The organism is Chitinilyticum piscinae, assembly GCF_015223195.1.
Classification (GTDB): domain Bacteria; phylum Pseudomonadota; class Gammaproteobacteria; order Burkholderiales; family Chitinibacteraceae; genus Chitinilyticum; species Chitinilyticum piscinae.
Genome location: NZ_JADFUA010000012.1, coordinates 34935 through 60092 on the forward strand (window position 1 = coordinate 34935; position 25158 = coordinate 60092).

The following is a 25158-nucleotide window of genomic DNA, read 5'->3' on the forward strand; positions in this document are numbered from 1 at the left end:
AGTTCAAGGTGCGTGCTGCGAATGGCAAGCCGTGAAAAATAACAACCCCGCACAGGGCGGGGTCGGGAGTTCAGGATTTGCCGTGTTCAGTGAGCCAGAGGGCATCAAGCTCGGACAGGTGCCGCAGTTTCTCGGCGATTTTCCCTTCCAGTCCGCGCGGGGTCGGCTCGTAAAAACGTGTGCCTTCAAGTCCTTCGGGCAGGTAGGTTTCGCCGGCGGCATAGGCTTCCGGCTCGTCGTGTGCGTAGCGATAGAGTTTGCCGTAGCCGAGTTCCTTCATCAGCCGCGTTGGCGCATTGCGCAGGTGCTCGGGCACCGGGCGCGATTTGTCCTTGCCGACCAGCCCCATCGCCTGCTTGTGTGCCATGTAGCCGGCATTGGATTTGGGGGCGACGGCCAGATAGATCACCGCCTGCGCCAGCGCCAGCTCGCCCTCGGGACTGCCCAGACGCTCATAGGTGGTCGCCGCGTCGTTGCAGAGCTGCATTGCGCGCGGATCGGCCAGACCGATGTCTTCCCAGGCCATGCGCACGATGCGGCGTGCGAGGTAGCGTGCGTCAGCCCCGCCGTCGATCATGCGGCAAAACCAGTACAGTGCGGCATCGGGGTTTGAACCGCGCACCGATTTGTGCAACGCGGAGATCTGGTCGTAGAAATTGTCACCGCCCTTGTCGAAGCGGCGGTTGTTCAGCGACAGTGCTTCATTGAGAAATGCGGCGTCGAGCTCGTTGCGGCTGCTGGCCCGGGCGGCATTGGCGGCCTGCTCGACCAGATTGAGCAGCCGGCGTGCGTCGCCGTCGGCCAGACCGATCAGTGAGGCGATGCCGTCGTCGGTGAAGGCCAGCTCCGGATAGTGGCGTTCGAGCGCACGTGCGACCAGCAGGCCGAGCGAGGCATCGTCCAGTGCCTTCAGCACATAGACCTGCGCGCGTGACAGCAGCGCGGCGTTGACTTCGAAGGAGGGGTTCTCAGTCGTGGCGCCGATGAAGGTGACCAGCCCGGATTCGACGTAGGGCAGGAAGGCATCCTGCTGGGCCTTGTTGAAACGGTGGACTTCGTCGACAAACAGCATGGTGCGCAAACCGCGCTGGCGATTCATCTCCGCCTCGTCCATCGCGGCGCGGATGTCCTTCACGCCGGAAAACACGGCGGACAGGGCCAGCATCTCGCAGCCAAAAGCGCGAGCCAGCAGGCGCGCCAGAGTGGTCTTGCCTACGCCGGGCGGCCCCCACAGCAGCATGGAGTGCGGCTGGCCGGCTGCCAGCGCAAGCGCCAGCGGCTTGCCGCTGCCGAGCAGGTGATCCTGGCCGACCACGTCGCCAATGACCTGCGGGCGCAGCAGTTCGGCCAGGGGCTGATGTGCGGGCGGTGTGCTGCTGAAGAGGTCTTTACTCACGGATCACGTCGGCGCCAGCCGGGATGGTGAAATTGAATACGTCGGCGGCGAGTTTGGGGTTGCGCTCGAGCTTGTCGAACTGGATGCGGGTGGTCTGGTTGAAGTGGTCGTCCAGCTCCATCGCCTTGACGCCCGCCTTGTCGAGTCCGATGCGTGCACGCTCGAAGCTCTGGTCTGGCTGCTTCGGGGTCAGCTCGACCCACTGCAGCTGGTCTTTCTCTGGTAGCTCTTTCAGCGTGTAGCGGCTGGCCAGATCGGCCTGGCCGGCGAGCAGTGCGGCCGGGCTTGCATCAAGCAGCTTGCCTTGTGGTTTGATCGTGACCTGCATGAGGTCAGCGTCGAATAGCGTGACCTGCTTGCCGTCGCCAAGCAACAGTTGCTGGTAGGGCTTGAGGTATTCCCAGCGGAACTTGCCCGGCTTGGCGATCACGAGAGTGCCGCTGGAGCGCTGGACTTTGCCGGAGCGCTGGGTGACGACTTGCTGAAATTCGCCGCGCAGCGACTGGGTATCAGCCAGGTAGCGCTGCAGATCGGCGCTGGGGCCTGCACAAACGGTCCCACTGAGCAGGCAGAGGAATGCGGAGGTTCTGAAGATGAGAGCTTTGAGCATGCTGTCTGAGTGACTGTTGCAAATAGTGCCAGTGTAACTGATGCCGGCGCTGCAAACTGTGCGCAATGCACGAGATGGGGGCAAAGAAAAAGCCCCGCAGTGCGGGGCTTTTTCACAGGGACTGACGATTACTTGGTTTCAGTAATGGTCTGGGTACCCTTGACTTCGATTTCTACGCGGCGATCCGGAGCCAGGCATTCAACCAGCTTGGCGCGGGTCTTCTTGCTGTCCTTGATCGAGTTGCAGGTGTCGCCGGTTACCGGGTTGGCTTCGCCACGACCTTCAACAGTCATCTTGTCAGCCGGCGCGCCCTTGGCTACCAGGTAGTCACGTACAGTGTTGGCACGCTTTTCGGACAGGGCTTGGTTGTACTTGTCGGAACCGATGCGGTCGGTGTAGCCAACTACAACGGCTGCGCCGTCCTTGGTGCCAGCCATGCCCTTGACTTCTTCAACCAGCTTGTCCAGTGCGTCCTTGCCGGCCGGCTTCAGGGTCGACTTGTTGAAGTCGAACAGAACATCAGACTTCAGCACGAATTTCTTGGAAGTAACTACGGTTTCCGGTTGCTTGACTTCCGGTTTCTTTTCTTCAACCTTGGCGGCTACCGGTTCAACCCAGCCCGGGCAGCCCTTGACGACCTTGTCCTTGCTCCAGGAGCCGGTCTGCCAGCATTCGCCGATGCCGTTCTTCACCACGCCTTCCGGGTTGGCGGCACTAACGTTGGTGGAGTTGGTTACATAAGCTTCAGTGGCAGCAGCGGCAGTGCCGGCGGCACCGAAAGCAGCGACCAGAGCCAGAGTGGTGAGGGTTTGCTTCAGCATGTCAGATTTTCTCCATGATGTATTTGATGTGTAGTCACGTGGATGTACTGGGTAAGAGAATTGCGGATTGCTTCCGTGATTCAGCATGCCCACGTCATACGTCTACCAATATCACACACTACGCATTGTAGCCACGTTACACGCGGTAAGCAAAGGCAATCTGTGTGAAAGATGTCGCTTTTACCCTTGGTTTGCTGCCCCTCGGGCTGGTCATGCTAGAATCGCAGTGCGACTCGCGCTTTTTCCATATGCATATTCTGCCCTCAGGGCGGCAGCTTGAAAACGTGAATTCCGCACATTCGGGCTGCAGCTTTATTTTACCCAGCCTTGCTTTTTGATATAGCAGGATTACTGCAATCTCTCTACCGCCAATGTCCGAACAACTGTTTGCCAAAGAAACCCTGCCGGTCAGCCTCGAAGAGGAAATGCGCCGTTCCTATCTCGATTATGCGATGAGTGTGATCGTAGGGCGTGCATTGCCCGATGTCCGTGATGGCCTCAAGCCCGTTCATCGCCGCATTCTGTTTGCGATGCATGAAAGCAACAATGTCTGGAATCGTCCTTACGTGAAGTGTGCGCGGGTGATCGGTGACGTGCTGGGTAAATATCATCCGCACGGTGATTTCGCAGCCTATGAAGCGCTGGTGCGCATGGCGCAGGATTTTTCGCTGCGCTACACACTGATTGATGGCCAGGGTAACTTCGGCTCGATCGATGGGGATAATGCCGCGGCTTACCGTTACACCGAGTGTCGTCTGGAAAAGGTGACGGGCGAACTTCTCGCCGACATCGACAAGGAAACGGTCGATTTCACGCCGAACTACGACGAGAAAGAGCTCGAACCAACCGTTCTGCCCACCCGGATTCCGAACCTGCTGATTAACGGCTCGTCGGGTATTGCTGTCGGTATGGCGACCAACATCCCGCCGCACAATGTCGGCGAGGTGATCAATGGCGCGTTGGCGCTGTTGGGCAATCCTGAGCTCAGTGTCGACGAGCTGATCGATTTCATTCCAGCTCCTGATTTTCCGACCGCCGGCATCATTTATGGCATTCATGGGGTGCGCGAAGGCTACCGCACCGGTCGTGGCCGTGTCGTCATGCGCGCCCGCACCCACTTCGAAGACTGTGGCAAGAATGGTGACCGTCAGGCTATCGTCGTGGACGAGTTGCCATATCAGGTCAACAAGGCGCGTCTGCTGGAGCGGATCGGCGAGCTGGTACGCGACAAGCTGATCGAGGGCATTTCGGAGATCCGGGACGAATCGGACAAGTCCGGCATGCGCGTGGTGATCGAGCTCAAGCGCAACGAGATGCCCGATGTGGTGCTGAACAACCTGTTCAAGCAGACCCAGCTTCAGGACAGCTTTGGCATCAATATGGTGGCGCTGGTCGATGGCCAGCCGCGCCTGTTGAATCTCAAGCAGGTGCTGGAGTGTTTCCTCAAGCATCGGCGTGAAGTGGTGACGCGCCGTACCGTTTTCGAACTGCGCAAAGCGCGCGAACGGGGGCATATTCTCGAGGGGCTCGCCGTTGCGTTGTCCAACGTCGATGAAATCATCGCGCTGATCAAGGCTGCGGCGACGCCGCCGGAGGCCAAGACCGCGCTGATGGGGCGTGTATGGCGTTCCGAGCTGGTCGAGGACATGCTTTCGCGCACCGATATCGCCGCTTCGCGTCCGGAAGGCCTCGGCGTTGATTTCGGCCTGTCGGCTGACGGATATCGTCTGTCCGAAGTACAGGCGCAGGCAATTCTGGAACTGCGTCTGCAGCGCCTGACGGGTCTCGAGCAGGACAAGATCGTTGGCGAATACAAAGAAATCATGGCGAAGATCATCGACCTGCTCGATATCCTTGCCACACCCGCACGCGTGACGCAGATCATTTCCGACGAACTGAACGAAGTAAAACTCAACTATGGCGATGCCCGTCGTTCGGAAATCGTGCTGCATGGTGACGACATCAGCATTGAAGACCTGATTACGCCGCAGGATATGGTGGTGACGCTGACGCACGGCGGCTACATGAAGGCGACACCGACCGACGAATACCGTGCGCAAAAGCGTGGCGGTCGCGGCAAGCAGGCCGCAGCCACCAAGGACGATGATTTCATCGATCAGCTCTTCGTTGCCAATACCCACGATTACATCCTGTGCTTCTCCAGTCGTGGTCGTGTCTACTGGCTCAAGGTGTATGCGCTGCCGCAGGGCGGGCGCTCCAGCCGTGGCAAGCCGATCAACAATCTGCTGCCGCTCGAAGACGGGGAGAAGATCAGCGCCATCCTGCCGGTGAAGGCCTTTACCGATCATGATGCGCCGGATCTCGAGGACGATGCCGAGTTCGACGAAAAGGCCAATGGCCCGTTCATCTTCATGTGTACTGCCAACGGCACCGTGAAGAAGACGCCACTGAAGGCCTTCTCGCGCCCGCGTACCGCAGGCATCATCGCGGTGAAGCTGGAGGAGGGCGATCGCCTGGTCAGTGTGGCGATCACCTCCGGTCACGACCAGATCATGCTGTTCTCGGATGCCGGCAAATCGGTTCGTTTCAACGAGCATCCGGATGAAGGCGGTGTACGCCCGATGGGGCGGACGGCCGGCGGCGTGCGCGGCATGAAGCTTGAAGACGGCCAACAGGTCATTGCGCTGCTGGTGTCCACGTCGGATACGCAGATGGTGCTGACTGCCAGCAATGGCGGCTACGGCAAGCGCACCACGGTAGCGGATTTCCGCCTGACCAGCCGCGGCACGCAGGGCGTGATTGCGATGGATCTGACGGAAAAGACCGGCTTCAAGCTGGTGGCGGCAAGTCTGGTGGAAGAAAGCGACGACGTGATGCTGATTACCACCGGTGGTGTGCTGATTCGCACCAAGGTGGCCGAAATCCGTGAAACCGGTCGCTCTGCGCAGGGTGTGCGCCTGATCAATCTGGACGAGGGCGAGTTCCTCTCCGGTCTTGAGAAGGTCTGCGAACCGGAGTCCGATGAGGAAGACGGCACCGAGGTCGGTGAGGTCGACGCGGGAGAGGTTGCGGACGAATAATCCGTCACCTGTCGCCATACGTGATATGGGGTATTGGTCTGAGGCCTAGTTTTTGACTAAGCTGCCAGCCAATACCCTTTTCTTTTGCCGGAGGCGGCGATGTGGTTGCCGGTCAGTGATCCCGAATTTTTCGCGCGTGTCTCGCCGTGGTTCATGGCCATGCCGCACAGCCGCACTCTCGGTCTGCAATTGCTGGCCGCCTCTCGCAGGAAGGTGGTGATGGGTTTGCCGTTTCGCGAGGAGCTGATTGGCAATCCGCTCAAGCGCATCCTGCATGGCGGTGTGGTAACCAGCCTGATCGACACCTGCAGTGCGGCTTCGATCTACACCTTGCTGGATGCCGTCGAGGCTGTGGCAACGCTTGATTTGCGTATCGATTATCTTCGTCCGGCCAGTCCGGATGCCACGCTGTATTGCGAAGCGGAATGCTATCGTCTGACCGACAATATTGCCTTTACCCGGGCGACGGCCTATCAGGATGACCCGGCTCGGCCGATTGCGCATGGTGTGGCGACCTTCGCGCGCAGTCCGGTGCCGGCAGCGGTGGCGGGGGCGCTATGAGTCCGCACTGGCAGGTGAATTCGATTGCCGAGCTGGATCTGCTGCTGCAGACCCGCATTCCCTATGCGGCACTGCTGGGTATCCGGGCGCATGCCGGCGATGACGGTGAGCCGCTGTTCCTATTGCCTTACCAGGAGGCAAATATCGGCAATGTCCAGTTGCCGGCGTTGCATGGCGGGGTGATCGGCGGTTTTCTGGAAAATTCGGCAGTCATGCATCTGCTGTGGGCCCGCGAAGCATCCGAGTTGCCCAAGGTGGTCGATTTTTCCATCGACTACCTGCGCTCGGGACGGCCACAGGATACCTGGGCACGCTGCGAGATCGTGCGGCAAGGCAAGCGCATCGCCAATGTACTGATGAGCGCCTGGCAGGATGACCCCGCGCGACCGATTGCGCAGGCGCGCGCGCATTTTCTGCTCGCCTGAATACCCCGAAAAACGGCACAATACGGGTAAGCCGCAATGCGCCGGCGTCTGTTTTTTCTGCCCGTGGGATGCCCTTGATGACGACATACAATTTCAGCTCCGGCCCTGCCGTACTGCCCCGTGACGTGTTGCTGCAAGTGCAGCAGGAGCTCACCGACTGGCACGGTTCCGGCATGTCCGTGATGGAAATGAGCCATCGCGGCCCGGAGTTCACCCAGATCATCACCGAGGCCGAAGCCGATTTGCGTGCGGTGCTGGCCATCCCGGCAAATTACAAGGTGCTGTTTCTGCAGGGCGGTGCGCATTTCCAGTTCGGTATGATTCCGCTCAACCTCACCCAGCCCGGCGACACGGTCGATTACGTGAATACCGGCAGCTGGTCGAAGACTGCGATCAAGGAAGCGCAGCGCTACGCGAACGTGAACATCGTCGCCAGCAGCGAAGACCGCAATTTCAGCTACGTCCCCGATGAGGCGGGCTGGCAGCGCTCGGCCAATGCCAAGTATCTGCACTACTGCTCGAATGAAACCATCGGCGGCGTCGAATTTCCCTTCATTCCCCAGTCTGATGTGCCCCTGATCTGCGACATGTCCTCGAACATCCTCTCGCAGCCGCTGGATGTCAGCCGCTATGGCTTGATCTATGCAGGCGCGCAGAAGAACATCGGACCGTCAGGCATGACCATTGCCATCATCCGCGAGGACCTGATCGGCCACGCGCGTGCCGAGGTCCCGACCATGCTGAACTACAAGACGCACGCCGACGCGAGTTCGCTCTACAACACGCCGCCGAGTTTTGCCATCTATGTCGCCGGCCTGGTCTTCAAGTGGCTGCAAAAGAACGGTGGCCTGGATGCCATGGCCCGGCACAATGCTACCAAGGCGGCGCTGGTGTACGACGCCATTGACGGCTCGGGCGGGTTTTACCGTGCGCCGGTCTCCGGTGCCTGCCGCTCGCGCATGAACGTGCCGTTCTGGCTGAAGGATGCGGCACTGGATGCCGAGTTCCTGCAGGGTGCAGAAGCCGCCGGGCTGGTGCAGCTCAAGGGGCACCGTAGCGTCGGCGGCATGCGCGCCTCGATCTACAACGCGATGCCGCTGGAGGGTGTGCAGGCACTGGTCGCCTACATGGCCGATTTCGCCCGCCGCCACGGCTAAGAATCCACTGGTCGCGCCCTGTCGCGGCCTCTTCCGTTTTTACCGGATGCCCTCATGAGTGACGATTTGCTAAAAGTACACCGCGACGCCATCGATGCGATCGATGCGCAGGTGCTGCAACTGCTAAACCAGCGCGCCAAGCATGCGCACACCATCGGTGAAATCAAGGGGGGCGGCATTGTCTACCGCCCGGAGCGCGAAGCGCAGGTGCTCACGCGCATCAAGGAGCTCAACGAAGGCCCGCTGCCCGATGAAACCGTCGCGCGACTGTTCCGCGAGATCATGTCAGCCTGCCTGGCGCTGGAGCGGCCGCTGACCATCGCCTTCCTTGGCCCCGAGGGGACGTTCAGCCAGGCCGCCGCGATCAAGCATTTCGGCCATGCCGCGAGTACATTGGCCTGTGCGTCGATCGATGAAGCCTTCCGCGCTGTCGAAGCCCGCAGCGCCGATTATGTGGTGGCGCCGGTGGAAAACTCGACCGAAGGTGCGGTCGGTCGCACGCTGGATCTGATGGTGACCAGCCCGCTGAAAATCTGTGGCGAAGTGGTGCTGCGCATCCACCATCACCTGCTGCGTTCGGTCGAAGGGCTGGCCGGCATCAAGCGGGTGTATTCGCATGCGCAAAGTCTGGCGCAATGCCACGAATGGCTGAACAAGAATCTGCCGGCCGATGTCGAGCGCGTGTCGGTGGCCAGCAATGCCGAAGCTGCCCGGTTGGCGAGCCTGGATGCCGAGTGCGCGGCGATTGCCGGTGATGCGGCGGCCGAGAAGTTCGGCCTGTTGAAGCTGGCACAGAATATCGAGGACGAGCCGAACAATACCACGCGCTTCCTGGTGCTGGGCTATCAGGAGACCGTCCCTTCGGGCAAGGACAAGACGTCGCTCGTCATTTCCGCGCCGAATCGCCCCGGCGCGCTGGCCGAGCTGGTCGAGCCGCTGGCGCGCAACGGCGTGTCGATGAGCAAGTTCGAATCACGCCCCAGCCGCACCGGCCTGTGGGAATACGTGTTCTTCGTCGATGTCGAAGGGCATGCCCACGAAGCCAGGCTGCAGGCAGCACTGGCCGAGCTGCGCAATACTGCTGCATTCGTGAAGGTGCTGGGCGCCTATCCGCTCGCCGTAATCTGACAGGGAGTTCCGGACATGAAGAAGGTAGCTGTTTTCTGCGGGGCCCGTACAGGCAATGACCCGATCTATGCCGAGGCGGCCGCAGCACTGGGGCGCGAGCTTGCTGCACGGGGGCTGACGCTGGTGTATGGCGGCGGCAATGTCGGCCTGATGGGTGAGGTTGCCAAAGGAGCTCTGGATGCCGGTGGCGAAGTCATCGGCGTGATTCCGGAATTCATGGCCCTGCGCGAGCTGGCGTATGCCGCCTGCACCGACCTGATCGTGGTCGATTCGATGCACACGCGCAAGGCCAAGATGGCCGAGCTGGCCGATGCCTTTATCGCCTTGCCCGGCGGGCTGGGCACCTTCGACGAGCTGTTCGAAATTCTTACCTGGGCGCAGATTGGCCTGCATGGCAAGCCGATTGGTCTATTGAATACCCAGGGCTATTACGATGGCTTGCTGGTGTTTCTGAACAAGGTCGCCGCCGATGGCTTCGTGCGTGAGGCTGAACTGGAAGCCGTGCAGGTTTCCGACGACATCGGCGCACTGATCGACCTGCTGGCCGCCCGCCCGCAGCACGCCGGCGAATGGCAGTACGATGCCCTGCGTGATCGTAGTTAAATCTTGGGTATGGCTTCGTAGCCATTTTCCTTAAAGGTTTGTGGCGATATACCCTGTTAATTATGGAAGAACAATGTCTGAACTGACCCACCGCGCCCCCGAATACATCCGCGCCATTGCGCCGTACCAGCCGGGCAAACCGACTTCCGAACTCGCGCGCGAGCTGAATCTTGACCCCGCCGGTATCGTCAAGCTGGCGTCCAATGAAAACCCGCTGGGCATGAGCCCCAAGGCGCGTGCAGCGGTTGAAAAGGCGCTGGACGAACTGGCGCTGTACCCGGACGGCAACGGCTTCGAGCTCAAGAGCAAGATCGCCAGCAAGTTCGGCGTGGGGCTGGACCAGATCGTGCTGGGCAATGGCTCGAATGACGTACTCGAGCTGATTGCCCGCGCCTTTCTGCAGGCGGGCGATAGCTCGGTGTATTCGCAATACGCCTTTGCCGTGTACCCGCTGGCCGTGCAGGCCGTTGGCGCAACCGGCATCCAGGTGCGCGCCGTCGATTACGGCCACGATCTGGTCGCCATGCGCGAAGCCATCCGCCCGGACACCAAGATCGTCTGGATCGCCAACCCGAACAATCCGACCGGCACGCTGGCACGCCCGGGCGACCTGCTGGAATTCCTCGAGCTCTGCCCGCCGAATGTGCTGGTCGTACTTGACGAGGCCTATACCGAATACCTGCCTGCCGAGAAGCGCAGCGATTCCATTCTGTGGCTCAAGCAGTTCCCCAATCTGGTCGTGGTGCGCACCTTTTCCAAGGCCTACGGTCTGGCCGGCCTGCGCGTCGGTTTTGCACTGGCCCGTCCGGAAGTCGCCGACCTCCTCAACCGCGTGCGCCAGCCCTTCAATGTGAACAGCCTCGCGCTGGCTGCGGCCACCGCTGCGCTGGATGATCTGGACTTCCTGCGTGAAACGGTGGCGGTGAACAAGGCCGGGATGATGCAACTGGTCGCAGCCTTCCAGCGGCTGGAAGTGCCCTTTATCCAAAGCCACGGCAACTTCATTGCTTTCCACGTCGGCGATGCGCAGCTGATGAATCGTTTCATGCTTGAGCGTGGCGTCATCGTGCGCCCGCTGGGTGGCTACAACCTGCCCAATACCCTGCGGGTATCCATCGGTACCGAAGCTGAAAACGCCCGCTTTATCGCTGTGCTGGAAGAGGCGCTGGCCGGCTAAGCCCCAAGCGGCGGATTTGCCGGTATAATCCGCCGCAAAATCAAACGATCACTGGAGCGATGCCATGCCGCTGTTTGCCAATACCACTTATGTCTCCGAATACACCGAATTCATGCGCGGTTTCCTGAAGGACAACCCGGATGTCGCGGCCGGCCAGGTTGAAGGCCGTGCGCTGCTGTGGGACAAGGCGCCGATCGATCTGGACGAGCGCGCGCGCAACAGCGCGTCCAACGTGGCGCAAAAGCCGTATCCCTACCAGCCGGAATAAGCGCAAGGGCGACTACGACAAACCAGCCTGCGGGCTGGTTTTTTCATGGCAGGAGCGGGGCAGTGACTACGGCAGGCAACTGGGACATTTTCTGCAAGGTCGTCGACAACTACGGGGACATCGGCGTGTGCTGGCGGCTGGCGCGCCAGCTGGCGGGCGAATACGGCATCTCTGTACGCTTGTGGGTCGATGACCTCGCCAGCTTTGCGCGGATTGCGCCGCAGCTGGATCCGGCCGCAGCGGAGCAGTTTCTCGATGGCGTGATGGTTTGCCTCTGGGCGGAGGACTTTACCAAGACGCTCCCTGCGCCGGTGGTGATCGAGGCCTTTGCCTGTGCTCTGCCAGCCGCTTATCGCGCCGCGATGCCGGGGGTAACGCGCTGCTGGCTCAATCTGGAATACCTGAGTGCCGAGGACTGGGTCGAGGGCTGTCACGGCTTGGGATCGCCACAGGGGCAGGGGCTGAACAAGTATTTCTTCTTCCCCGGGTTTTCGGCCGGTACGGGTGGCCTGCTGCAGGAGCAGGCTGCGCAGCATGAACGCGAGCGCTGGCATCAGGCCGATTCCCGCAAGCTGCTGGCGCGTTTTGCCCCGTTTGATGAGCGCGTCAGCCGGAATGTCTCGCTGTTTGCCTATCCCAACCGCGCATTGCCGGCCCTGCTGGATGAACTCGTCGAGGATGATAAAACAAGCAGGGTATATGTCCCTGACTCATTGATCACAAGATCCGTGGCGGAATATGTGGGTGGGTATATTGATTGCGGCAGTGTCTGGCAGCGGGACAACCTGCAGATTGTCACCCTGCCCATGCTCGCGCAGGCGGATTACGACCGGCTGCTGTGGAGTTGCGATGCCAACTTCGTGCGCGGTGAGGATAGTTTCGTGCGTGCGCAGTGGGCTGGCAAGCCGCTGATCTGGCACATCTACCGGCAGGATGAAAACACGCACCTGGAAAAACTCGCCGCCTGGCAAGCTCGCTATCTGGCCGATTGCGCCAGCTACGCCGCCAGCGCCCAGGCCGCCGCACTGGCTGCCTGGAACCGCGAAACGGCGGATCGCGATGTATGGCGTACCTGGTTGCGTGCCCAGCCGGATCTGGCGCTGCACGCGCGCAGCTGGGCTAAGCAACTGGCACAACACGGAAATCTGGCGGGCAATCTGGTCAGCTTCGTCGGCTGCAAGGTATAATCGCGCGTTTTTTATCGTCTAATCTGCTTGATTGCAGTAACAGGAAACACAGTAATTATGAAGACCGCTCAGGAAGTCCGCGCTGGTAACGTGATCATGGTTGATGGCCAGCCGCTGGTTGTGCAAAAGACCGAATACAACAAGTCCGGCCGTAACGCCGCTGTTGTAAAGATGAAGATGAAGAACCTGCTGACCGATTCGGCATCCGAAGCCGTGTTCAAGGCCGACGACAAGTTTGATGTCGTCGTTCTGGACAAGAAGGAATGCACTTACTCCTACTTCGCTGACCCGATGTTCGTATTCATGGACACCGAATACAACCAGTACGAAGTCGAAGCTGAAAACCTCGGCGACACCGCTGCCTTCATCGTTGACGGCATGACCGATGTCTGCGAAGTGACCTTCTACGAAGGCAAGGCCATCTCCGTTGAACTGCCGACCACCATCGTGCGCGAAGTGGAATACACCGAGCCGGCCGTACGTGGCGACACGTCCGGCAAGGTCATGAAGCCGGCCAAGCTGGTAGGCACCGAAACCCAGATCCAGGTAGCCGCTTTTATCGAAATCGGCGACAAGATCGAAATCGACACTCGCACCGGCGAATTCAAGAAGCGCGCCTAAGTGCCAGAAGCCGCAAGGCTTGTGTCGCGCAGCCGCGTGCTGCACAGCAAACAGCCCCGCCAGTGCGGGGCTGTTTGTTTTTGCGCGGATTCTTTATGCTGCTACCATGAGCACCTCTGCCCACTCCTTGCGCCGCATCGGCGTTTGCACCCACCGTCGCCTCGACGGCCAGCCTTCGTGCGCCGCCCGCGGCAGCGAGCAACTGTTGCCCGCGCTGCGTGGGCGGCTTGCGGGCGAGGGCAGGGACGTTGAGGTCTTTCCGCTCGGCTGTCTTGGCGACTGCGAGCGCGGGCCGAATGTGAAGATTGTCGGTGGCGAGCTGTTGCACGAGGTGACTCTTGAGCGGCTGGATGCGGTGCGTGTGGCGCTGGATGAGTGAGTGTGTGGCTGCGCATTATCCTGTGGATAAGGGCGAGCCCAAATGTGCTGTGCGCTTAGAGCAAAAAATCTGTCAAAGCCAGCTTTGAGATGCCGGTCAGCGCGATTGAAAATTCGGCAGCGGCATCCCCATCCGTATTGCCATACAGGGTGCCATTGCTCAGTTTGAGCTGTCCGGGCGCAGTGAAGCGGCTGGCGCTGCTGATCAAGGTTGTAAAGGCATCATTTTTCACGGTGGTTTCATTGGCGTCGATTGCCGACAGGTCGATCTTGTCCTGTCCACGAGTGAAATCCCTGATCGTATCGCGTAGCGTGCTGCCGGGCCCCGATTCGGCGGTAATGCTGAAAATAAAGCGGTCGGCGCCGGTTCCGCCTGAGAGGATATCCCGGCCACTTCCTCCCTGCAGAATATCATTGCCATTGCCGCCGTACAGCGTATCAGCACCCGCTCCGCCCATGAGCTGATCTGCGCCATCGTCGCCATACAAGATATCTGCCCCGTCATAGCCGTACAGCTTGTCATTTCCAGCGCCGCCGCGCAGCGTATCGTTTCCAGTCAGAGGGCCGTTATTAGGGTTCACAATCGCAGTGATCGTCGAGCCTGCCGTAGCTACTCGCTGCCAGATGGCATTATCGGGGTAGGCATATAGTGGCAATAGAATTTGGCCACCATATCGGGCTGCCACTGCCGTCTCATTTTCGAACCAGCGTGATAGCGTATCCCAAGGGTTGCTGCCTGCAACGCCATCCTCGGTAACATAGACGTAACCGGCTCCGGCAGAAAATAGCTGTGCCGTCGCGGGAAGCACATTTGCTGAGGCAATTCCGTACTCCAGCCCGGCAATTCGCTCGGCTGCATACCCGAGCTTGCGTCCGGCCGTGATGTTGGCAGAAACATCGCTATTGTTTTCGCCCAGCACGATCACATCGGCGAGCGCGATGTAGGAATGATCCTGCGGCATCGTGCCGGGGTTCATGATGACTTTGAGTCCCAGGCTGTGTGCATAGTTAACCACGGTCTTGTAATTTGCCAGATCTTTGCTTGTTCCGGACACTTCATCAATGAATACGGCGGTCATGCTGCTGAAGCTTTGCTTCATTAACCAGATGTCCTGGTTGATTTCAGCTGCCGAGCGGGCACCGTAGCTGGAGTAGACATATCCAGCGATGTGATTGCCATGGTTCGCAAGTTGCGCCACTGCTTGCGTGTACAGATTTCCGGCAAGGCCGCCAATTATTACGTCCCCGGCAGTGCTACCGAGGAGGGTTTCATTGTTTTCAGTGCCAAACAAGGTAGCCATTGTTGTTATCCAGCCAGGAAGCAGGCAAGGAACTATAGCTCCCGCAGAATTGAATAGCCAGTGGAGGTGATTAGCCTACCGTAACTCTGGGGATGTTCATGCTGTACCAAACCACTGCGCGATTCTCCGCAATGTGTTGCCTGCCAATTTCACGCCGAATAGTCTTTCAGCGCCTCCACCGCATCGCGGTAGCCAGTCTTGATTCGTGCAGCGATCGAGCGTGGCGAGAAATCCAGCGTGGCGCTTTGCGCTTCCGGCATGTTGTTGGTAATGATGACGGGGGCCTCCAGTGTGCGCAGGCGCTCGATGTCCTTGAAGCCGGCCAGCTGGCGGATCGGCGAGTTGGCCGGCAGGGTCTGGTCGAGTGCGGCGTACAGTTCAACCATCTGGTTGAGATCCTGCATGCGCTCCATGTCGCCGAGCACCTTGTTGGAGAAGATGATCTCGGTCATGCGGTCCTGCACCTGCTGCAGGTTTTGCGGCACCAGGCCCTTGAGCGGGAAGAGGTTGACGATGATGAAGCGCGCATCCGAGTCGGCGGGCAGGCCGTTGATCATCGCGCCCAGCGGCGCGTTGTCGAACAGCCCGCCGTCCCAGTAGTGATAGCCATCGATTTCCACAGGCGGGAACATGGGCGGGATCGAGAGCGAGGCGATCACATGGTCGGCGGTAATGCGCTGGCCGTTGCGGTTGCTGAAGGTGGTGATCTCGCCGCTTTCGATTTGCACGGCGGAGAGCTGGACGATGGTGTCCGAATTGTTCAGCTTGTCGAAGTCGACCAGCTCGTGCAGCAGCTCGCGTAGTGGCTCGGCGGAATAGACCGAGGTCCAGCTGCCGGCATTCCAGAAATCGGTACGCAGCCGCGACATGTGGCGGTTGCCCCACAGCGCGAGGTTTTCTTCAACGAATTGCGGGGCGAAGGGCAGGTCGGGAACGGTGAGTTTGCGCCATAGCTCGTCCAGCGCAGCGACCGGATCGGGATTGCGGGAGCCCACCAGCACGGCGGTGTTGACCGAACCGATGGAAATCCCTGCAACCATGCTGACTGGCAGCAGGTCTTTCTCCTGCATGTGGCGCAGCACGCCCAGTTCATAGGCGCCTAGTGCGCCGCCCCCTTGCAACAGCAATGCGATATCCGGCATGACGAATCTCCAAGAGATAGTGTCAGCAGAATATCAGGAATTGCAGGGGGATTGCCTAGGCACTTTTGAGTTTCAGCTTCCATGCCAGCAGCAGTGCGGCCCCCGGCATCAGGATACCCAGTAGCCCGATGGTAAGCAGTAGCGGGCTCAGCTCCGCGTAATTGGCTGCGGTGACGATGGCCTTGGTGGCCGGGTCTTTCACTTCGCGGCTGAGCACGAAAAGCTGGTTCAGGTATTTGGTGCCCAGCTGGGCCGCCGAGAGCGCCAGATTGGTGAACGAGGCCATCACGGCGAAGAAGGTTGCCTTGAGGTGGTTGGGCGCGGAGTTGGCGATCCAGGCCAGCATCGGAATCATCGAAATCTGCCCCAGCGGGGATTCCAGCGCCGTATCGATGACGGCAATGAAGCGGGCGTCGACCACGCCGCCGCTGTGTACTGCCGTCCAGTGGTGCAAACCGTAGCTCATGCCCAGTACGGGCAGCGACAGGATGGTGCCGGCGATGGTCAGGAAGGCAACCACGACATACAGCGGGCGCTCGGCCATGAAGCGGCGGAACAGAAACATACCAGCCAGCGTCAGCGCGCTGCTGATCAATGACAGCTCCGAGAGGAAAGATTGATCGAAGCGCAGCTCGTCGATCATCCACCAGGTTACGCCCGGCCCTGCCGATGGCGTGGCGCGGAACATGAAAATCACCAGTGCGGTGCCCAGTAGCGTGGCGCGTGCGGGCCCATCCAGCTCGCGCAGCAGTCGCCCCATCAGAAACAGCACGATGACCATCGAGCCGGCGAACACCGCTTCCTGGCCGTAGCGCAGCTCCGTCAGCCCCATCAGCAGCGTGAAGGTGACAAACACCAGGCTGCCACCCAGAATCCACCAGTTTGCCCGGACGTCGCCGTCCTGATGATTCAATAGTGACTGTGCCTCGGCATCGCTCAGGCCATGCGCGCGATGTGCGGCCAGCCGGCGGCGCTGCAGCCAGCCATTGAGCAGCACGCCGCTGACCGAGACCAGCGGAATAACCAGCGCCATCAGGTAGACCTGCTGGTAGAGCGCGGTCTTGGCAGTATCCGCGAGCGTTTCCGCATCGGCAAACAGCCAGACATTCACCCCGGCGACCAGCACCGAGCCGCCAATGACAGCCACCCGCCCCAGTGTTTGCATGGTGGTGTGCATGCGCTTGATGTCATTTTCGGCGAGCAGCGTACCGTCCGGAAGATGGCGTGGTACGGCCTCAACCGTCATCGCATCGGCAACCGCATCCTGCAGTACGAAACCGATCGGCAGCAGCAGTGTCGAGAGCACAAACCATGCGTTCACGCTCATGAACTGTGCCATCTGCTGCGGATTGCCGATCAGTCCGGCCATGATCAGCAGGCTGGCCGCCAGCAGCGCCGCCCCCAGATAGATCAGCCCGCTCTTGAAGCGCCACAGCAGGTCGACCAGATGCCCCAGTGGCATCTTCAGCGCAAACGGCAGCCCGGCCCAAAAGCCCAGTGCGGCGAGAAATTCGGCGGAGAGCCCCAGGTGTTCTTTCACATAGAAAGTGCCAACAATCCCGGTCAGCCCCTGGATGCCGAAGGCCAGATACACCAGCAATGGCGGCAGGTAGGAAAGCTGCATGTCGCGACCAAGCGAGAGAATGTTGCGATCAAACCATTGCCAGAGCATGCGGGAAATCCTGTAGGAAATGCAGAGCCGGGCGCTCATGCTAGGGAAGGGACGGGCGCTTGGCAATTGCGGCAGGTGGCGGACGCGGCAGAGGCTGGAGCTGGCGCGATCACCGAGCTGGGCGATACGCGCAGATTTCTAGCGTGCTGTCGGGTATGTGCTTGAGGCCCTTGTTATGAAGTAGGTTTGGTTGCATGGGGTAATGGGTATGTTTAGGAGGGCTTGCCGATGTTGTCGCGTGTGAGCCACAGCCATGCCAGGGCTGGTTTGACAGGATCGTGGCGCAGCGCCACGATGCGCGCTTCGCAGGCCTTTCGGGTCTGCCCTGGTGGCCTTCGGGCCGTGTGCAATTGTCACGCGAGTCGCCTCGCGTATTTGAGAAGGAGAAAGCCGTGACCCCGTTCGAGACGAACACCCGCTAGCACAGCACCCGAATCCCCCGGAGTTCGGCGTGACTGGCACGCCGGGCTCCTGCCGCAGACCCCAAGTCTGCCCAGCCCCGGTTTTCGCGAATCCCCATCGGCGGTGGTTCCGAGCAAATCCGGGGCTTTTTGTTTTTTTACAGGATTCATCTGTATGCCAGTCGTACAACAACTCAACAAGGGGCGCGTGCCGGTCAAGATCTGGACCGACGACATCGCCCCCGATGCCCTCAATCAACTGCTCAACACCGCGCAACTGCCCATTGTGCACGGCCACATTGCCGCGATGCCGGACGTGCATCTGGGCATTGGTGCCACCGTTGGTTCGGTGATCCCGACCCGCGACGCCATCATTCCCGCTGCCGTCGGTGTCGACATCGGCTGCGGCATGAACGCCGTGCGCACGTCGCTCACCGCCAGCGATCTGCCCGACAACCTGCTGCGCATCCGCTCTGCCATCGAGGCCGAGGTGCCGGTGGGCTTTAACCAGCATGACTGGAGCAAGGTGCGTGGCGGCGCGATGCAGCGCGTGGCAAGACCGCTGAATGACCGACTGGATGTGCTGGTCGGTAAGCACCCGGGGCTGATGAAAATGCAGCGCCAGTTTGCCCAGACCTGGATCTGCCAGATCGGCACGCTGGGCGGCGGCAACCACTTCATCGAGCTGTGCCTCGACGAGGAACAGCGGGTGTGGATCATGCTGCACTCGGGCAGCCGCGGCACCGGCAATGTCATCGGCCGTTACTTTATTTCAGCGGCGCAGAAGGACATGCGGCGTCACCAGCAGCACCTGCCGGATAAGGATCTGGCGTATTTCGCCGCCGGCTCGGCACTGTTCGACGATTACGTCGACGCCGTCGAATGGGCGCAGGACTACGCGCTGGTCAACCGCCGCGAAATGATGCGGCGGGTGGTTGATGCCATCCGCCCGCATCTGCCGGCATTCACGCTGACCGACGAAGCGATCAACTGCCACCATAACTATGTGGCGCGCGAAAGGCACTTCGATGCCGATCTCTTCATCACTCGCAAGGGCGCAATTGCCGCGCACGCCGGGCAGCTCGGCATCATTCCCGGCAGCATGGGGGCGAAGAGCTACATCGTGCGCGGTCTGGGCAACGCCGAGTCGTTCTGCTCGTGCAGCCACGGCGCGGGGCGGAAAATGAGCCGCACCGAGGCGAAACGGCGCTTCAACCGCTTCGATCTGGCGAGCCAGACCGAGGGTGTCGAGTGTCGCAAGGACGGTGGCGTGGTTGACGAGATCCCGGCCGCGTACAAGGACATCGACGCAGTGATGGCGCACCAGACCGATCTGGTCGAAGTAGTGCACACGCTCAAGCAAGTGCTGTGCGTGAAAGGCTGAGGGGAGGGAACATGCAATTCAAACCCCGCAACCCCTACGCACTGGCCGCCCGCCAGCGCAGCGCCGGCGCGCACGAGCAAAGCGAACGCGCGCAGCGTCGCAGTGCCAGGCAGCAGCTGCGGCAGTGTGCGCTTGAGGAGCTGGAAGACGACTCGCTGCAGGGCGGGCGCCAGTCGGCGCGCGAGCGTCTGCAAAAATGATGATGGTGGGTATGTAGCTATGGCTGTTAATTTTCATAGCCTTGGTGTGCATACCCCTCAAAATACAACGCCCGCGATTGCGGGCGTTGTTGCCTGTACCCATCAGGTGAGCATGATCATGCCTACCTGATTTGTATTATTCAGTGATTGCCGCGGTGAGTCTGTTTGGGGGGGGCTCAGATTGTGCTGTTCTAAGCGATGTAACCTGCGCAGTGTTCAGGTCAAGTGCAAATGTGTGTTATTTATCCAGCGTTGCTCGCGCCTTCCCAGACGATTCGCCAGCCCTGACCGTCACGTTGCCAGTAAAGGCGTTTTTTCATGCGGTTTTCCAGGTTGTTGCTGCGGTAATCCTGCTCGAAGCTGCTGACCAGCTGACTGCCGTTTTCGCCGGCAGCAAAGATGCTCAGATCCTTGAGTTCGATATCGACCCAGTCCTTGCTGTTGTTTACCGAGGCTTTCTGTTCGCTCCACGTGCGCAGATTCTGACCGTCGTCGCTGCGGAACTGGTCGGAATAATAGTTGAGGTAGCGGCTGGTCTGGCGTTCGGCCCAGGCGTGGCGCCAGCCCTCGACGGTTTCCATCGCCCGGTCACGTTGCTTTGCCCAATCGTCCTGAGTGAGCCACTGAACCCCAGGGGCGATGACGACCGCGGTTTTGCCCAGCTGGAGGTATTCGGCGATCTTCTGCATTTCCGGGTTGGCCATCGCAACGCAGCCATTCGAGGCGAGCGGGGCCCGGGCGTAGGTCGCTTCCGGTACGCCGTGCAGCCAGATGCCGTGTCCGGTGCGGCCTTGCGAGCGATCCAGTTCGTTGGGGTAGGAGAGGGGCCAGGCGCCGACGCCATACAGATCGGCCTTGTCGCCGTAGGTCTTGTCGAGCTGTTCGCGGGGCAGGTGGCTGGTGACGAAGTAGACGCCCAGCGGGGTACGCTGGTCTCCTTCCTTGTACTTGTCGAAACCGAGTTTGCCGATGGTGGCATAGAAGTCGGTGACGTACTTCGGCGTGCCATTGTCATTGGCATAGATGTAAATGCGCGATGCCCGGGTGTCTACCAGAATGGCGTGTTTCATTTCCGGAGCAAAGACCAGCAGATTGCCCGGCAGCTTGTTGACGTGCGGCGGATTCAGGCGATGCTGGTTGCGCTGGAAGGCTTCCTGGCGCAGGTCTTCCAGCTGTGCGGCGACTTCCTTGTTATCCAGTCCGCCACCAATGCCCCGGATGGCCATGGCGCGCATGGCGTACAGGTCTCCGCGCAGCAGATGTGCGAGGCGGTAATTCGGTTGCTCGAGCAGCAGCGCTTCCACCGTGGCGGTGGCATCGGCGATCTGTCCGGCGCGAATGGCATCGATTGCAGCCAGAATGCGCTGTTCGGGTGTGCCGGGGGCTGCCTTGCCCTTGCGCTCGATGAGCAGCGAGGTCGGCATGCTGTCGCTGAAAATCGGGCGTGCTGCCGGTGCAATCACCAGCAGCAGCACGAGAATGGTCAGCCGTTTGAACCAACGGGTATACAACGCTTGTTTTCCTGCTAATCCGGATTAGTTGGTTCGCTCTTCGACGATCAGCCAGCTGTCGCCGCTGCGTTCGAGGATGATGACCTTGCCTGTGGTCGAGCTCAGGCGGTCAGACTTGTATGTCTGGCGCAGTTTGACCTTGGCGGTGGTTTCGTTCACGAATTCGATGTCCGGCTCGCTCAGGGTCACCTCGATGTGCTTCGGTGCGGTGATGCGGTCACGGCGTTCAGTGGCCCAGTCGCCATATTTCTGACCCTTGGGCGTGCGGAAGTTCTTGCTGTAGCTGGCAAGATAGCCGTCCGCATTCTGCTTCGACCATGCTGCCGCCCAACGGTTCAGGCTGCTGGCCACTTTCTGGCGATCATTACCGCGATCCGCTGCGACCTGCTTGGGTTGCTCGGTCGGTTTGGCCGTCGGTGTTACCGCCGGGGTCGGGGACTTGGTTGCCGTGGGTTGTGGCGTTGGCGCTTTGGTGGCGGTCGGTACCGGAGTCGGAGCGGGCGTGGCGACTTTGGTGGGCGCTGGCGTTGCTGCCGGTTTCGGCGTAATGACTGCGGCTACTCGTGTCGGCGTGGCATTGCGTGGCGCGAGTTGCGGGTTGCGGCTGAAGAGCTCGTGTACCAGCGTCAGCTTGGTCTGCACTTTGGCGTTGCCGGCTTCCAGTTGCAGGGCCTTGTCATACGACTGCGAGGCTAGGCGGGCGTACAGGTCGCCAAGGTTTTCGTGGGCAATCGCGTAGCTGGGGTTGGTCTGGATGGCCATCTGCAGTGCGGCTCGCGCTTTGTCGAGCTGATTCTGCTGGGCGTAGAGCACGGCCAGATTGTTGTACGGCTCGGGCAACCCCGGGTTTTCTTCGGCAATCTGGGTGAAGGCCTTGATGGCTTCATCGATGCGACCGCTTTCGGTCAGTGCCAGGCCGCGCAGAAAGCGCAACTGGACATCTTTCGGATTGCCTGCCAGCGCCTTGTCGGCGCGTTCCAGTGCTTGCGGATACTGCTTGGCCCTTAGCAGTTGCTGGATGTCTTCGGCATCGCCGGCAAAAACGGGGGCGGCGCTGATCAGGGCGAGGGATGCGAACAGTAAACGCATGCGCAGCATGGGCAAATCCGGTCGGGGTGGTTCAGAAGTGGCGCGATTTTACCAAAACTGCTGCGCGCTGGCGCGGCTGTCATGTTTGGCTGCTTTGGCCTGTTGTGTCTGTGGCTATTGCTTGTCGGCAGGTGTCAGCTCGTCTTTCAGATTTTTCAGTGGCGTGTATTTCAATGTCCGCTTGGCCGGAATAGTTACTGGCTCGCCGGTGCGCGGGTTGCGTCCCATGCGTGCTGCCCGCTGCTGAACGGCCAGTTTGCCCAATCCCGGTAGTGGCAGCTCGCCGCCGCCCTTGAGGGTGGCAGTGCCGACCTCGGCGAGGGCATCAAAAATCAGAGTGACGGTTTTGCGGTCGATGTCCGGATTTTCCAGGGCGGCAATCAGGCGGACGGCTTCGATCAGGTCGCGTTTATTCATGGAGTAACCCCTGTGTTTGCGCCGAATCTGCGCCTTGCTGACATCTTTGTCAATTATACTGCTTTACAATATATAAATAAATATAATATATTGATTGCATTCGAATGCGAAGTGGCGAGGTGATGGGTATGAGTACTGTGCAGAAAATCCTGATTGTTGGTGGTGTCGCAGGCGGTGCATCCGCTGCCGCACGGGCGCGCCGACTGAGTGAGTCCGCGGAAATCATCGTGTTCGAGCGTGGCCCGTATGTGTCCTTCGCCAATTGCGGTCTGCCCTATCACCTGGGCGGGGAGATTGCCGAGCGCGATGCCCTGCTATTGCATACGCCAGAGTCGCTGAGCGCCCGCTTCGGCATCGATGTACGGGTGAATAGCGAAGTGCAGGCCATCGATCGCACGAGCAAGACGGTGGCCGTGCATAACCGCCAGACCGGTGAAACATACGCCGAGCCCTATGACGCCCTGATTCTGGCGCCCGGCGCGGCGCCCATCCGTCCGCCGCTGGCGGGGCTGGACGACAGTCGCGTGTTTACGTTGCGCAATATCCCTGATCTGGACCGCTTGATGGCAGCGCTGACGCCAGAGATCAAAACCGTCAGCGTCGTCGGGGCGGGGTTCATCGGGCTGGAAACGGTCGAGGCCTTGCGTCATCGTGGCGTACAGGTGCATCTGATTGAGCGCGGTCCGCAAGTACTTGCGCCGCTGGATGCTGAAATGACTGCGCCACTTTCGGCGACGCTCAAGGCGCATGGTGTCAGTCTGTTTTTGGGAGAAAGTCTGCAGCAGGTCACGACCGGGGGCGCGCTGCAATTACACCTCGAATCAGGCAAGGTGATCAGCAGCGATCTCATCGTGCTGGCAATTGGTGTTCGTCCCGAATCGGCACTGGCACGTGCTGCCGGGCTGGATATTGGTATCACTGGCGGGGTATTGGTCGATAACCAGCAGAGAACATCAGATTCAGCCATATACGCTGTAGGGGATGTGGTCGAGGTTCGTCACGTGGTCGACGGCAAGCCCGTATTGCTGCCGCTGGCCGGTCCGGCGAACCGGCAAGGCCGGATTGCCGCCGACACGGTCTTCGGGCGCAGCAGCCACTATCGAGGTAGCCAGGGCACTGCCATCTGCAAGGTATTCGAGCAGACCGCGGCCAGTACCGGGCTGAATGAAAAGGCACTGCAGGCTGCCGGTATTGCCTATCGCAAGCTCTATCTGCATGCCGGGGACCATGCCGGGTATTATCCGGGCGCAACCCCCGTCAGCCTGAAAATCCTGTTTGCTCCTGATTCCGGCCGCTTGCTGGGGGCGCAGGCTGTCGGCGAGAAGGGCGTGGACAAGCGTATCGACGTGCTGGCCGTTGCGCTGCAGGCTGGATTGACTGTCGATGATCTGGCCGAAATGGAATTGTCCTACGCGCCGCCGTATGGCTCGGCCAAGGATGTCGTCAATCTGGCCGGAATGGCCGCACAGAATCTGCAGGAAGGCCTGCTGGCCATCGCGCAGCCCGAAGAGATTGCCGTTGCGGCAGCGCAAGGGGTGCAAATCATCGATGTGCGCGAGCCGGAAGAAATCATGGCAGGGATGCTGCCCGGCGCACGCAATCTGCCCCTGTCTGAGTTGCGGCGGCTACTGCCGCACCTGCCTAAGGGGCTGCCCGTGATTGTTTACTGCCAGGTCGGCCTGCGCGGTTACATTGCCCAGCGCTTTCTTGCGCAGCAGGGTTATCAGGTGCGTAGTCTCAACGGGGGATACAAGACCTGGAGCATGTGGCAGCAGATGCAGTAGTGCTCGCGTGGATTAAGAGCAGAAATATGCCGGGGTGTTTATGTGTTGCACGCATGCATGCGTGAAATTTGGCGCATTGACTGCAGAGGCTGCCACACCTGCCGGTTTCGGCAATGGCATCCTTGCGCGGTAAGCCTACAATGGAGGAGTTTGCCAACCGGGAGCCGCCATGAAGATTACCGTCGTTAATCACCCTCTGATTCAGCACAAGCTGGCACTGCTGCGCGAAGCCGATGTCAGCACCAACAAATTCCGCCTGCTGACCGAGGAACTGGCTCGTCTGCTGGCTTACGAGGCGACGCGCGATCTCCCGCTGGAGCCGGTCGAAATCGATGGCTGGTGTGGCAAGGTGACGGTGCAAAAGGTGAAGGGCAAGAAGCTGACGGTGGTGCCGATCCTGCGTGCCGGCATCGGCATGCTCAATGGCGTGCTTGATCTGGTGCCCTCGGCCAAGATCAGTGTGGTGGGTCTGGCGCGCAACGAGGAAACGCTGCAACCCGAGCCGTATTTCGAGAAACTGGTCGGTTCGCTGGACGACCGCCTGGCGCTGATCATTGATCCGATGCTGGCTACCGGCGGATCGCTGGTGGCAACGATCGACATGCTCAAGCGCAAGGGCTGCACCCAAATCAAGGCCATCGTGATGGTCGCCGCTCCCGAGGGCGTGAAGCTGGTCAATACCGCCCACCCGGATGTCGAGATCGTGGCGGCATCGCTGGATTCGCACCTGAATGAGCACGGCTACATCATTCCGGGACTGGGTGATGCCGGCGACAAGATTTTTGGCACCAAATGACAGGCAGGGGGAGCATGGCTCCCCCTTCTTTTACGTGTCCGCCCTGCACTTTTGTCGGGGTATGGAGTATTAGTCATTGAGAATAAAA

The 25158-nt window shown here is 60.3% G+C and carries 24 protein-coding genes; 15 read left to right on the plus strand and 9 right to left on the minus strand.

The features are described from left to right. Nucleotides 1-70: 70 nt before the first annotated feature. From INR99_RS15245 to INR99_RS17845, 3 genes are all read right to left on the minus strand, one after another. Nucleotides 71-1396: a replication-associated recombination protein A gene (locus tag INR99_RS15245; protein ID WP_194117239.1), complete on the minus strand. Its 1326-nt coding sequence runs from the start codon at nt 1394-1396 to the stop codon at nt 71-73. Further along, nucleotides 1389-2006, minus strand: a complete 618-nt coding sequence (gene lolA / locus INR99_RS15250; RefSeq protein ID WP_194117240.1) for an outer membrane lipoprotein periplasmic chaperone LolA — start codon at nt 2004-2006, stop codon at nt 1389-1391. Before lolA ends, INR99_RS15245 begins: the two co-directional genes overlap by 8 nt. 128 nt (nt 2007-2134) lie before the next feature. Further along, entirely contained in the window at nt 2135-2827 is a 693-nt protein-coding gene (locus INR99_RS17845; protein WP_308431506.1) for an OmpA family protein, read from the minus strand. A 371-nt stretch (nt 2828-3198) separates the two neighbouring features. Here INR99_RS17845 and gyrA point away from each other — a divergent pair, with 371 nt between their 5' ends. From gyrA to INR99_RS15310, 11 genes are all read left to right on the plus strand, one after another. After that, nucleotides 3199-5868, plus strand: a complete 2670-nt coding sequence (gene gyrA / locus INR99_RS15260; RefSeq protein WP_194117242.1) for a DNA gyrase subunit A — start codon at nt 3199-3201, stop codon at nt 5866-5868. A 99-nt stretch (nt 5869-5967) separates the two neighbouring features. Continuing rightward, entirely contained in the window at nt 5968-6429 is a 462-nt protein-coding gene (locus INR99_RS15265; RefSeq protein WP_194117243.1) for a PaaI family thioesterase, read from the plus strand. Then, a complete protein-coding gene (locus tag INR99_RS15270) occupies nt 6426-6854 on the plus strand; it encodes a PaaI family thioesterase (protein WP_194117244.1) in 429 nt (142 codons plus the stop codon). The genes INR99_RS15265 and INR99_RS15270 overlap by 4 nt, the downstream gene beginning before the upstream one ends. Nucleotides 6855-6928: 74 nt before the next feature. After that, nucleotides 6929-8011 carry a 3-phosphoserine/phosphohydroxythreonine transaminase gene (gene serC, locus INR99_RS15275; RefSeq protein ID WP_265588350.1) on the plus strand — a complete coding sequence of 361 codons (1083 nt, stop codon included), beginning with the start codon at nt 6929-6931 and terminating at the stop codon, nt 8009-8011. Nucleotides 8012-8065: 54 nt separating this feature from the next. Then, nucleotides 8066-9139 carry a prephenate dehydratase gene (gene pheA, locus INR99_RS15280; protein WP_194117246.1) on the plus strand — a complete coding sequence of 358 codons (1074 nt, stop codon included), beginning with the start codon at nt 8066-8068 and terminating at the stop codon, nt 9137-9139. A gap of 15 nt (nt 9140-9154) precedes the next feature. Beyond that, entirely contained in the window at nt 9155-9742 is a 588-nt protein-coding gene (locus INR99_RS15285) for an LOG family protein (RefSeq protein ID WP_194117247.1), read from the plus strand. Nucleotides 9743-9815: 73 nt separating this feature from the next. After that, nucleotides 9816-10919 (plus strand): histidinol-phosphate transaminase, encoded by a 1104-nt coding sequence (gene hisC / locus INR99_RS15290; RefSeq protein ID WP_194117248.1) that lies wholly within the window; start codon nt 9816-9818, stop codon nt 10917-10919. Nucleotides 10920-10983: 64 nt separating this feature from the next. Next, nucleotides 10984-11187 carry a DUF3460 family protein gene (locus INR99_RS15295; RefSeq protein WP_194117249.1) on the plus strand — a complete coding sequence of 68 codons (204 nt, stop codon included), beginning with the start codon at nt 10984-10986 and terminating at the stop codon, nt 11185-11187. A 62-nt stretch (nt 11188-11249) separates the two neighbouring features. Next, nucleotides 11250-12374, plus strand: a complete 1125-nt coding sequence (earP, locus tag INR99_RS15300; protein WP_194117250.1) for an elongation factor P maturation arginine rhamnosyltransferase EarP — start codon at nt 11250-11252, stop codon at nt 12372-12374. 57 nt (nt 12375-12431) lie between these two features. Beyond that, complete coding sequence (efp, locus tag INR99_RS15305; protein ID WP_194117251.1) at nt 12432-12995, plus strand: elongation factor P; 564 nt, start codon at nt 12432-12434, stop codon at nt 12993-12995. A gap of 106 nt (nt 12996-13101) precedes the next feature. After that, nucleotides 13102-13374 carry a (2Fe-2S) ferredoxin domain-containing protein gene (locus tag INR99_RS15310; RefSeq protein WP_194117252.1) on the plus strand — a complete coding sequence of 91 codons (273 nt, stop codon included), beginning with the start codon at nt 13102-13104 and terminating at the stop codon, nt 13372-13374. A 55-nt stretch (nt 13375-13429) separates the two neighbouring features. On the opposite strand, the gene INR99_RS17740 is transcribed toward INR99_RS15310, so the two are convergent. The 3 genes from INR99_RS17740 to INR99_RS15325 form a co-directional block, all read right to left on the minus strand. Beyond that, nucleotides 13430-14674, minus strand: coding sequence for a spherulation-specific family 4 protein (locus tag INR99_RS17740; RefSeq protein WP_265588351.1), 1245 nt, complete (start codon nt 14672-14674; stop codon nt 13430-13432). A 149-nt stretch (nt 14675-14823) separates the two neighbouring features. Further along, complete coding sequence (locus tag INR99_RS15320; protein ID WP_194117253.1) at nt 14824-15816, minus strand: patatin-like phospholipase family protein; 993 nt, start codon at nt 15814-15816, stop codon at nt 14824-14826. A gap of 55 nt (nt 15817-15871) precedes the next feature. Continuing rightward, nucleotides 15872-17488, minus strand: coding sequence for an MFS transporter (locus INR99_RS15325; RefSeq protein WP_228098362.1), 1617 nt, complete (start codon nt 17486-17488; stop codon nt 15872-15874). Nucleotides 17489-18064: 576 nt separating this feature from the next. Here INR99_RS15325 and INR99_RS15330 point away from each other — a divergent pair. Together INR99_RS15330 and INR99_RS15335 are read left to right on the plus strand one after the other, a co-directional pair. Then, nucleotides 18065-19273 carry an RtcB family protein gene (locus tag INR99_RS15330; RefSeq protein ID WP_194117254.1) on the plus strand — a complete coding sequence of 403 codons (1209 nt, stop codon included), beginning with the start codon at nt 18065-18067 and terminating at the stop codon, nt 19271-19273. Between the two features lie 11 nt (nt 19274-19284). Continuing rightward, nucleotides 19285-19473: a hypothetical protein gene (locus INR99_RS15335; RefSeq protein ID WP_194117255.1), complete on the plus strand. Its 189-nt coding sequence runs from the start codon at nt 19285-19287 to the stop codon at nt 19471-19473. A gap of 242 nt (nt 19474-19715) precedes the next feature. Here the strand turns inward: INR99_RS15335 and INR99_RS15340 are convergent, their stop codons facing one another. From INR99_RS15340 to INR99_RS15350, 3 genes are all read right to left on the minus strand, one after another. Continuing rightward, a complete protein-coding gene (locus tag INR99_RS15340; protein ID WP_194117256.1) occupies nt 19716-20984 on the minus strand; it encodes a L,D-transpeptidase family protein in 1269 nt (422 codons plus the stop codon). Nucleotides 20985-21008: 24 nt separating this feature from the next. After that, the gene (locus INR99_RS15345; RefSeq protein WP_194117257.1) at nt 21009-22082 is read right to left on the minus strand and encodes a nuclear transport factor 2 family protein; all 1074 of its coding nucleotides are present in this window, start codon (nt 22080-22082) and stop codon (nt 21009-21011) included. A 105-nt stretch (nt 22083-22187) separates the two neighbouring features. Beyond that, nucleotides 22188-22490 carry an HU family DNA-binding protein gene (locus INR99_RS15350; protein WP_194117258.1) on the minus strand — a complete coding sequence of 101 codons (303 nt, stop codon included), beginning with the start codon at nt 22488-22490 and terminating at the stop codon, nt 22188-22190. A gap of 128 nt (nt 22491-22618) precedes the next feature. Here INR99_RS15350 and INR99_RS15355 point away from each other — a divergent pair, with 128 nt between their 5' ends. Beyond that, entirely contained in the window at nt 22619-24274 is a 1656-nt protein-coding gene (locus INR99_RS15355; RefSeq protein ID WP_228098363.1) for an FAD-dependent oxidoreductase, read from the plus strand. A gap of 169 nt (nt 24275-24443) precedes the next feature. Then, complete coding sequence (upp, locus tag INR99_RS15360; protein WP_194117259.1) at nt 24444-25070, plus strand: uracil phosphoribosyltransferase; 627 nt, start codon at nt 24444-24446, stop codon at nt 25068-25070. The last annotated feature ends 88 nt before the right edge of the window (nt 25071-25158 follow it).

Excerpts from the sequence above, each read along its gene's own strand:
- lolA (WP_194117240.1), bottom strand. The coding sequence starts at position 2,006 with ATGCTCAAAGCTCTCATCTTCAGAACCTCCGCATTCCTCTGCCTGCTC.
- INR99_RS17845 (WP_308431506.1), bottom strand. The coding sequence starts at position 2,827 with ATGCTGAAGCAAACCCTCACCACTCTGGCTCTGGTCGCTGCTTTCGGT.
- gyrA (WP_194117242.1), top strand. The coding sequence starts at position 3,199 with ATGTCCGAACAACTGTTTGCCAAAGAAACCCTGCCGGTCAGCCTCGAA.
- INR99_RS15265 (WP_194117243.1), top strand. The coding sequence starts at position 5,968 with ATGTGGTTGCCGGTCAGTGATCCCGAATTTTTCGCGCGTGTCTCGCCG.
- INR99_RS15270 (WP_194117244.1), top strand. The coding sequence starts at position 6,426 with ATGAGTCCGCACTGGCAGGTGAATTCGATTGCCGAGCTGGATCTGCTG.
- pheA (WP_194117246.1), top strand. The coding sequence starts at position 8,066 with ATGAGTGACGATTTGCTAAAAGTACACCGCGACGCCATCGATGCGATC.
- INR99_RS15285 (WP_194117247.1), top strand. The coding sequence starts at position 9,155 with ATGAAGAAGGTAGCTGTTTTCTGCGGGGCCCGTACAGGCAATGACCCG.
- hisC (WP_194117248.1), top strand. The coding sequence starts at position 9,816 with ATGTCTGAACTGACCCACCGCGCCCCCGAATACATCCGCGCCATTGCG.
- INR99_RS15295 (WP_194117249.1), top strand. The coding sequence starts at position 10,984 with ATGCCGCTGTTTGCCAATACCACTTATGTCTCCGAATACACCGAATTC.
- efp (WP_194117251.1), top strand. The coding sequence starts at position 12,432 with ATGAAGACCGCTCAGGAAGTCCGCGCTGGTAACGTGATCATGGTTGAT.
- INR99_RS15310 (WP_194117252.1), top strand. The coding sequence starts at position 13,102 with ATGAGCACCTCTGCCCACTCCTTGCGCCGCATCGGCGTTTGCACCCAC.
- INR99_RS17740 (WP_265588351.1), bottom strand. The coding sequence starts at position 14,674 with ATGGCTACCTTGTTTGGCACTGAAAACAATGAAACCCTCCTCGGTAGC.
- INR99_RS15320 (WP_194117253.1), bottom strand. The coding sequence starts at position 15,816 with ATGCCGGATATCGCATTGCTGTTGCAAGGGGGCGGCGCACTAGGCGCC.
- INR99_RS15325 (WP_228098362.1), bottom strand. The coding sequence starts at position 17,488 with ATGCTCTGGCAATGGTTTGATCGCAACATTCTCTCGCTTGGTCGCGAC.
- INR99_RS15330 (WP_194117254.1), top strand. The coding sequence starts at position 18,065 with ATGCCAGTCGTACAACAACTCAACAAGGGGCGCGTGCCGGTCAAGATC.
- INR99_RS15335 (WP_194117255.1), top strand. The coding sequence starts at position 19,285 with ATGCAATTCAAACCCCGCAACCCCTACGCACTGGCCGCCCGCCAGCGC.
- INR99_RS15345 (WP_194117257.1), bottom strand. The coding sequence starts at position 22,082 with ATGCTGCGCATGCGTTTACTGTTCGCATCCCTCGCCCTGATCAGCGCC.
- INR99_RS15350 (WP_194117258.1), bottom strand. The coding sequence starts at position 22,490 with ATGAATAAACGCGACCTGATCGAAGCCGTCCGCCTGATTGCCGCCCTG.
- INR99_RS15355 (WP_228098363.1), top strand. The coding sequence starts at position 22,619 with ATGAGTACTGTGCAGAAAATCCTGATTGTTGGTGGTGTCGCAGGCGGT.
- upp (WP_194117259.1), top strand. The coding sequence starts at position 24,444 with ATGAAGATTACCGTCGTTAATCACCCTCTGATTCAGCACAAGCTGGCA.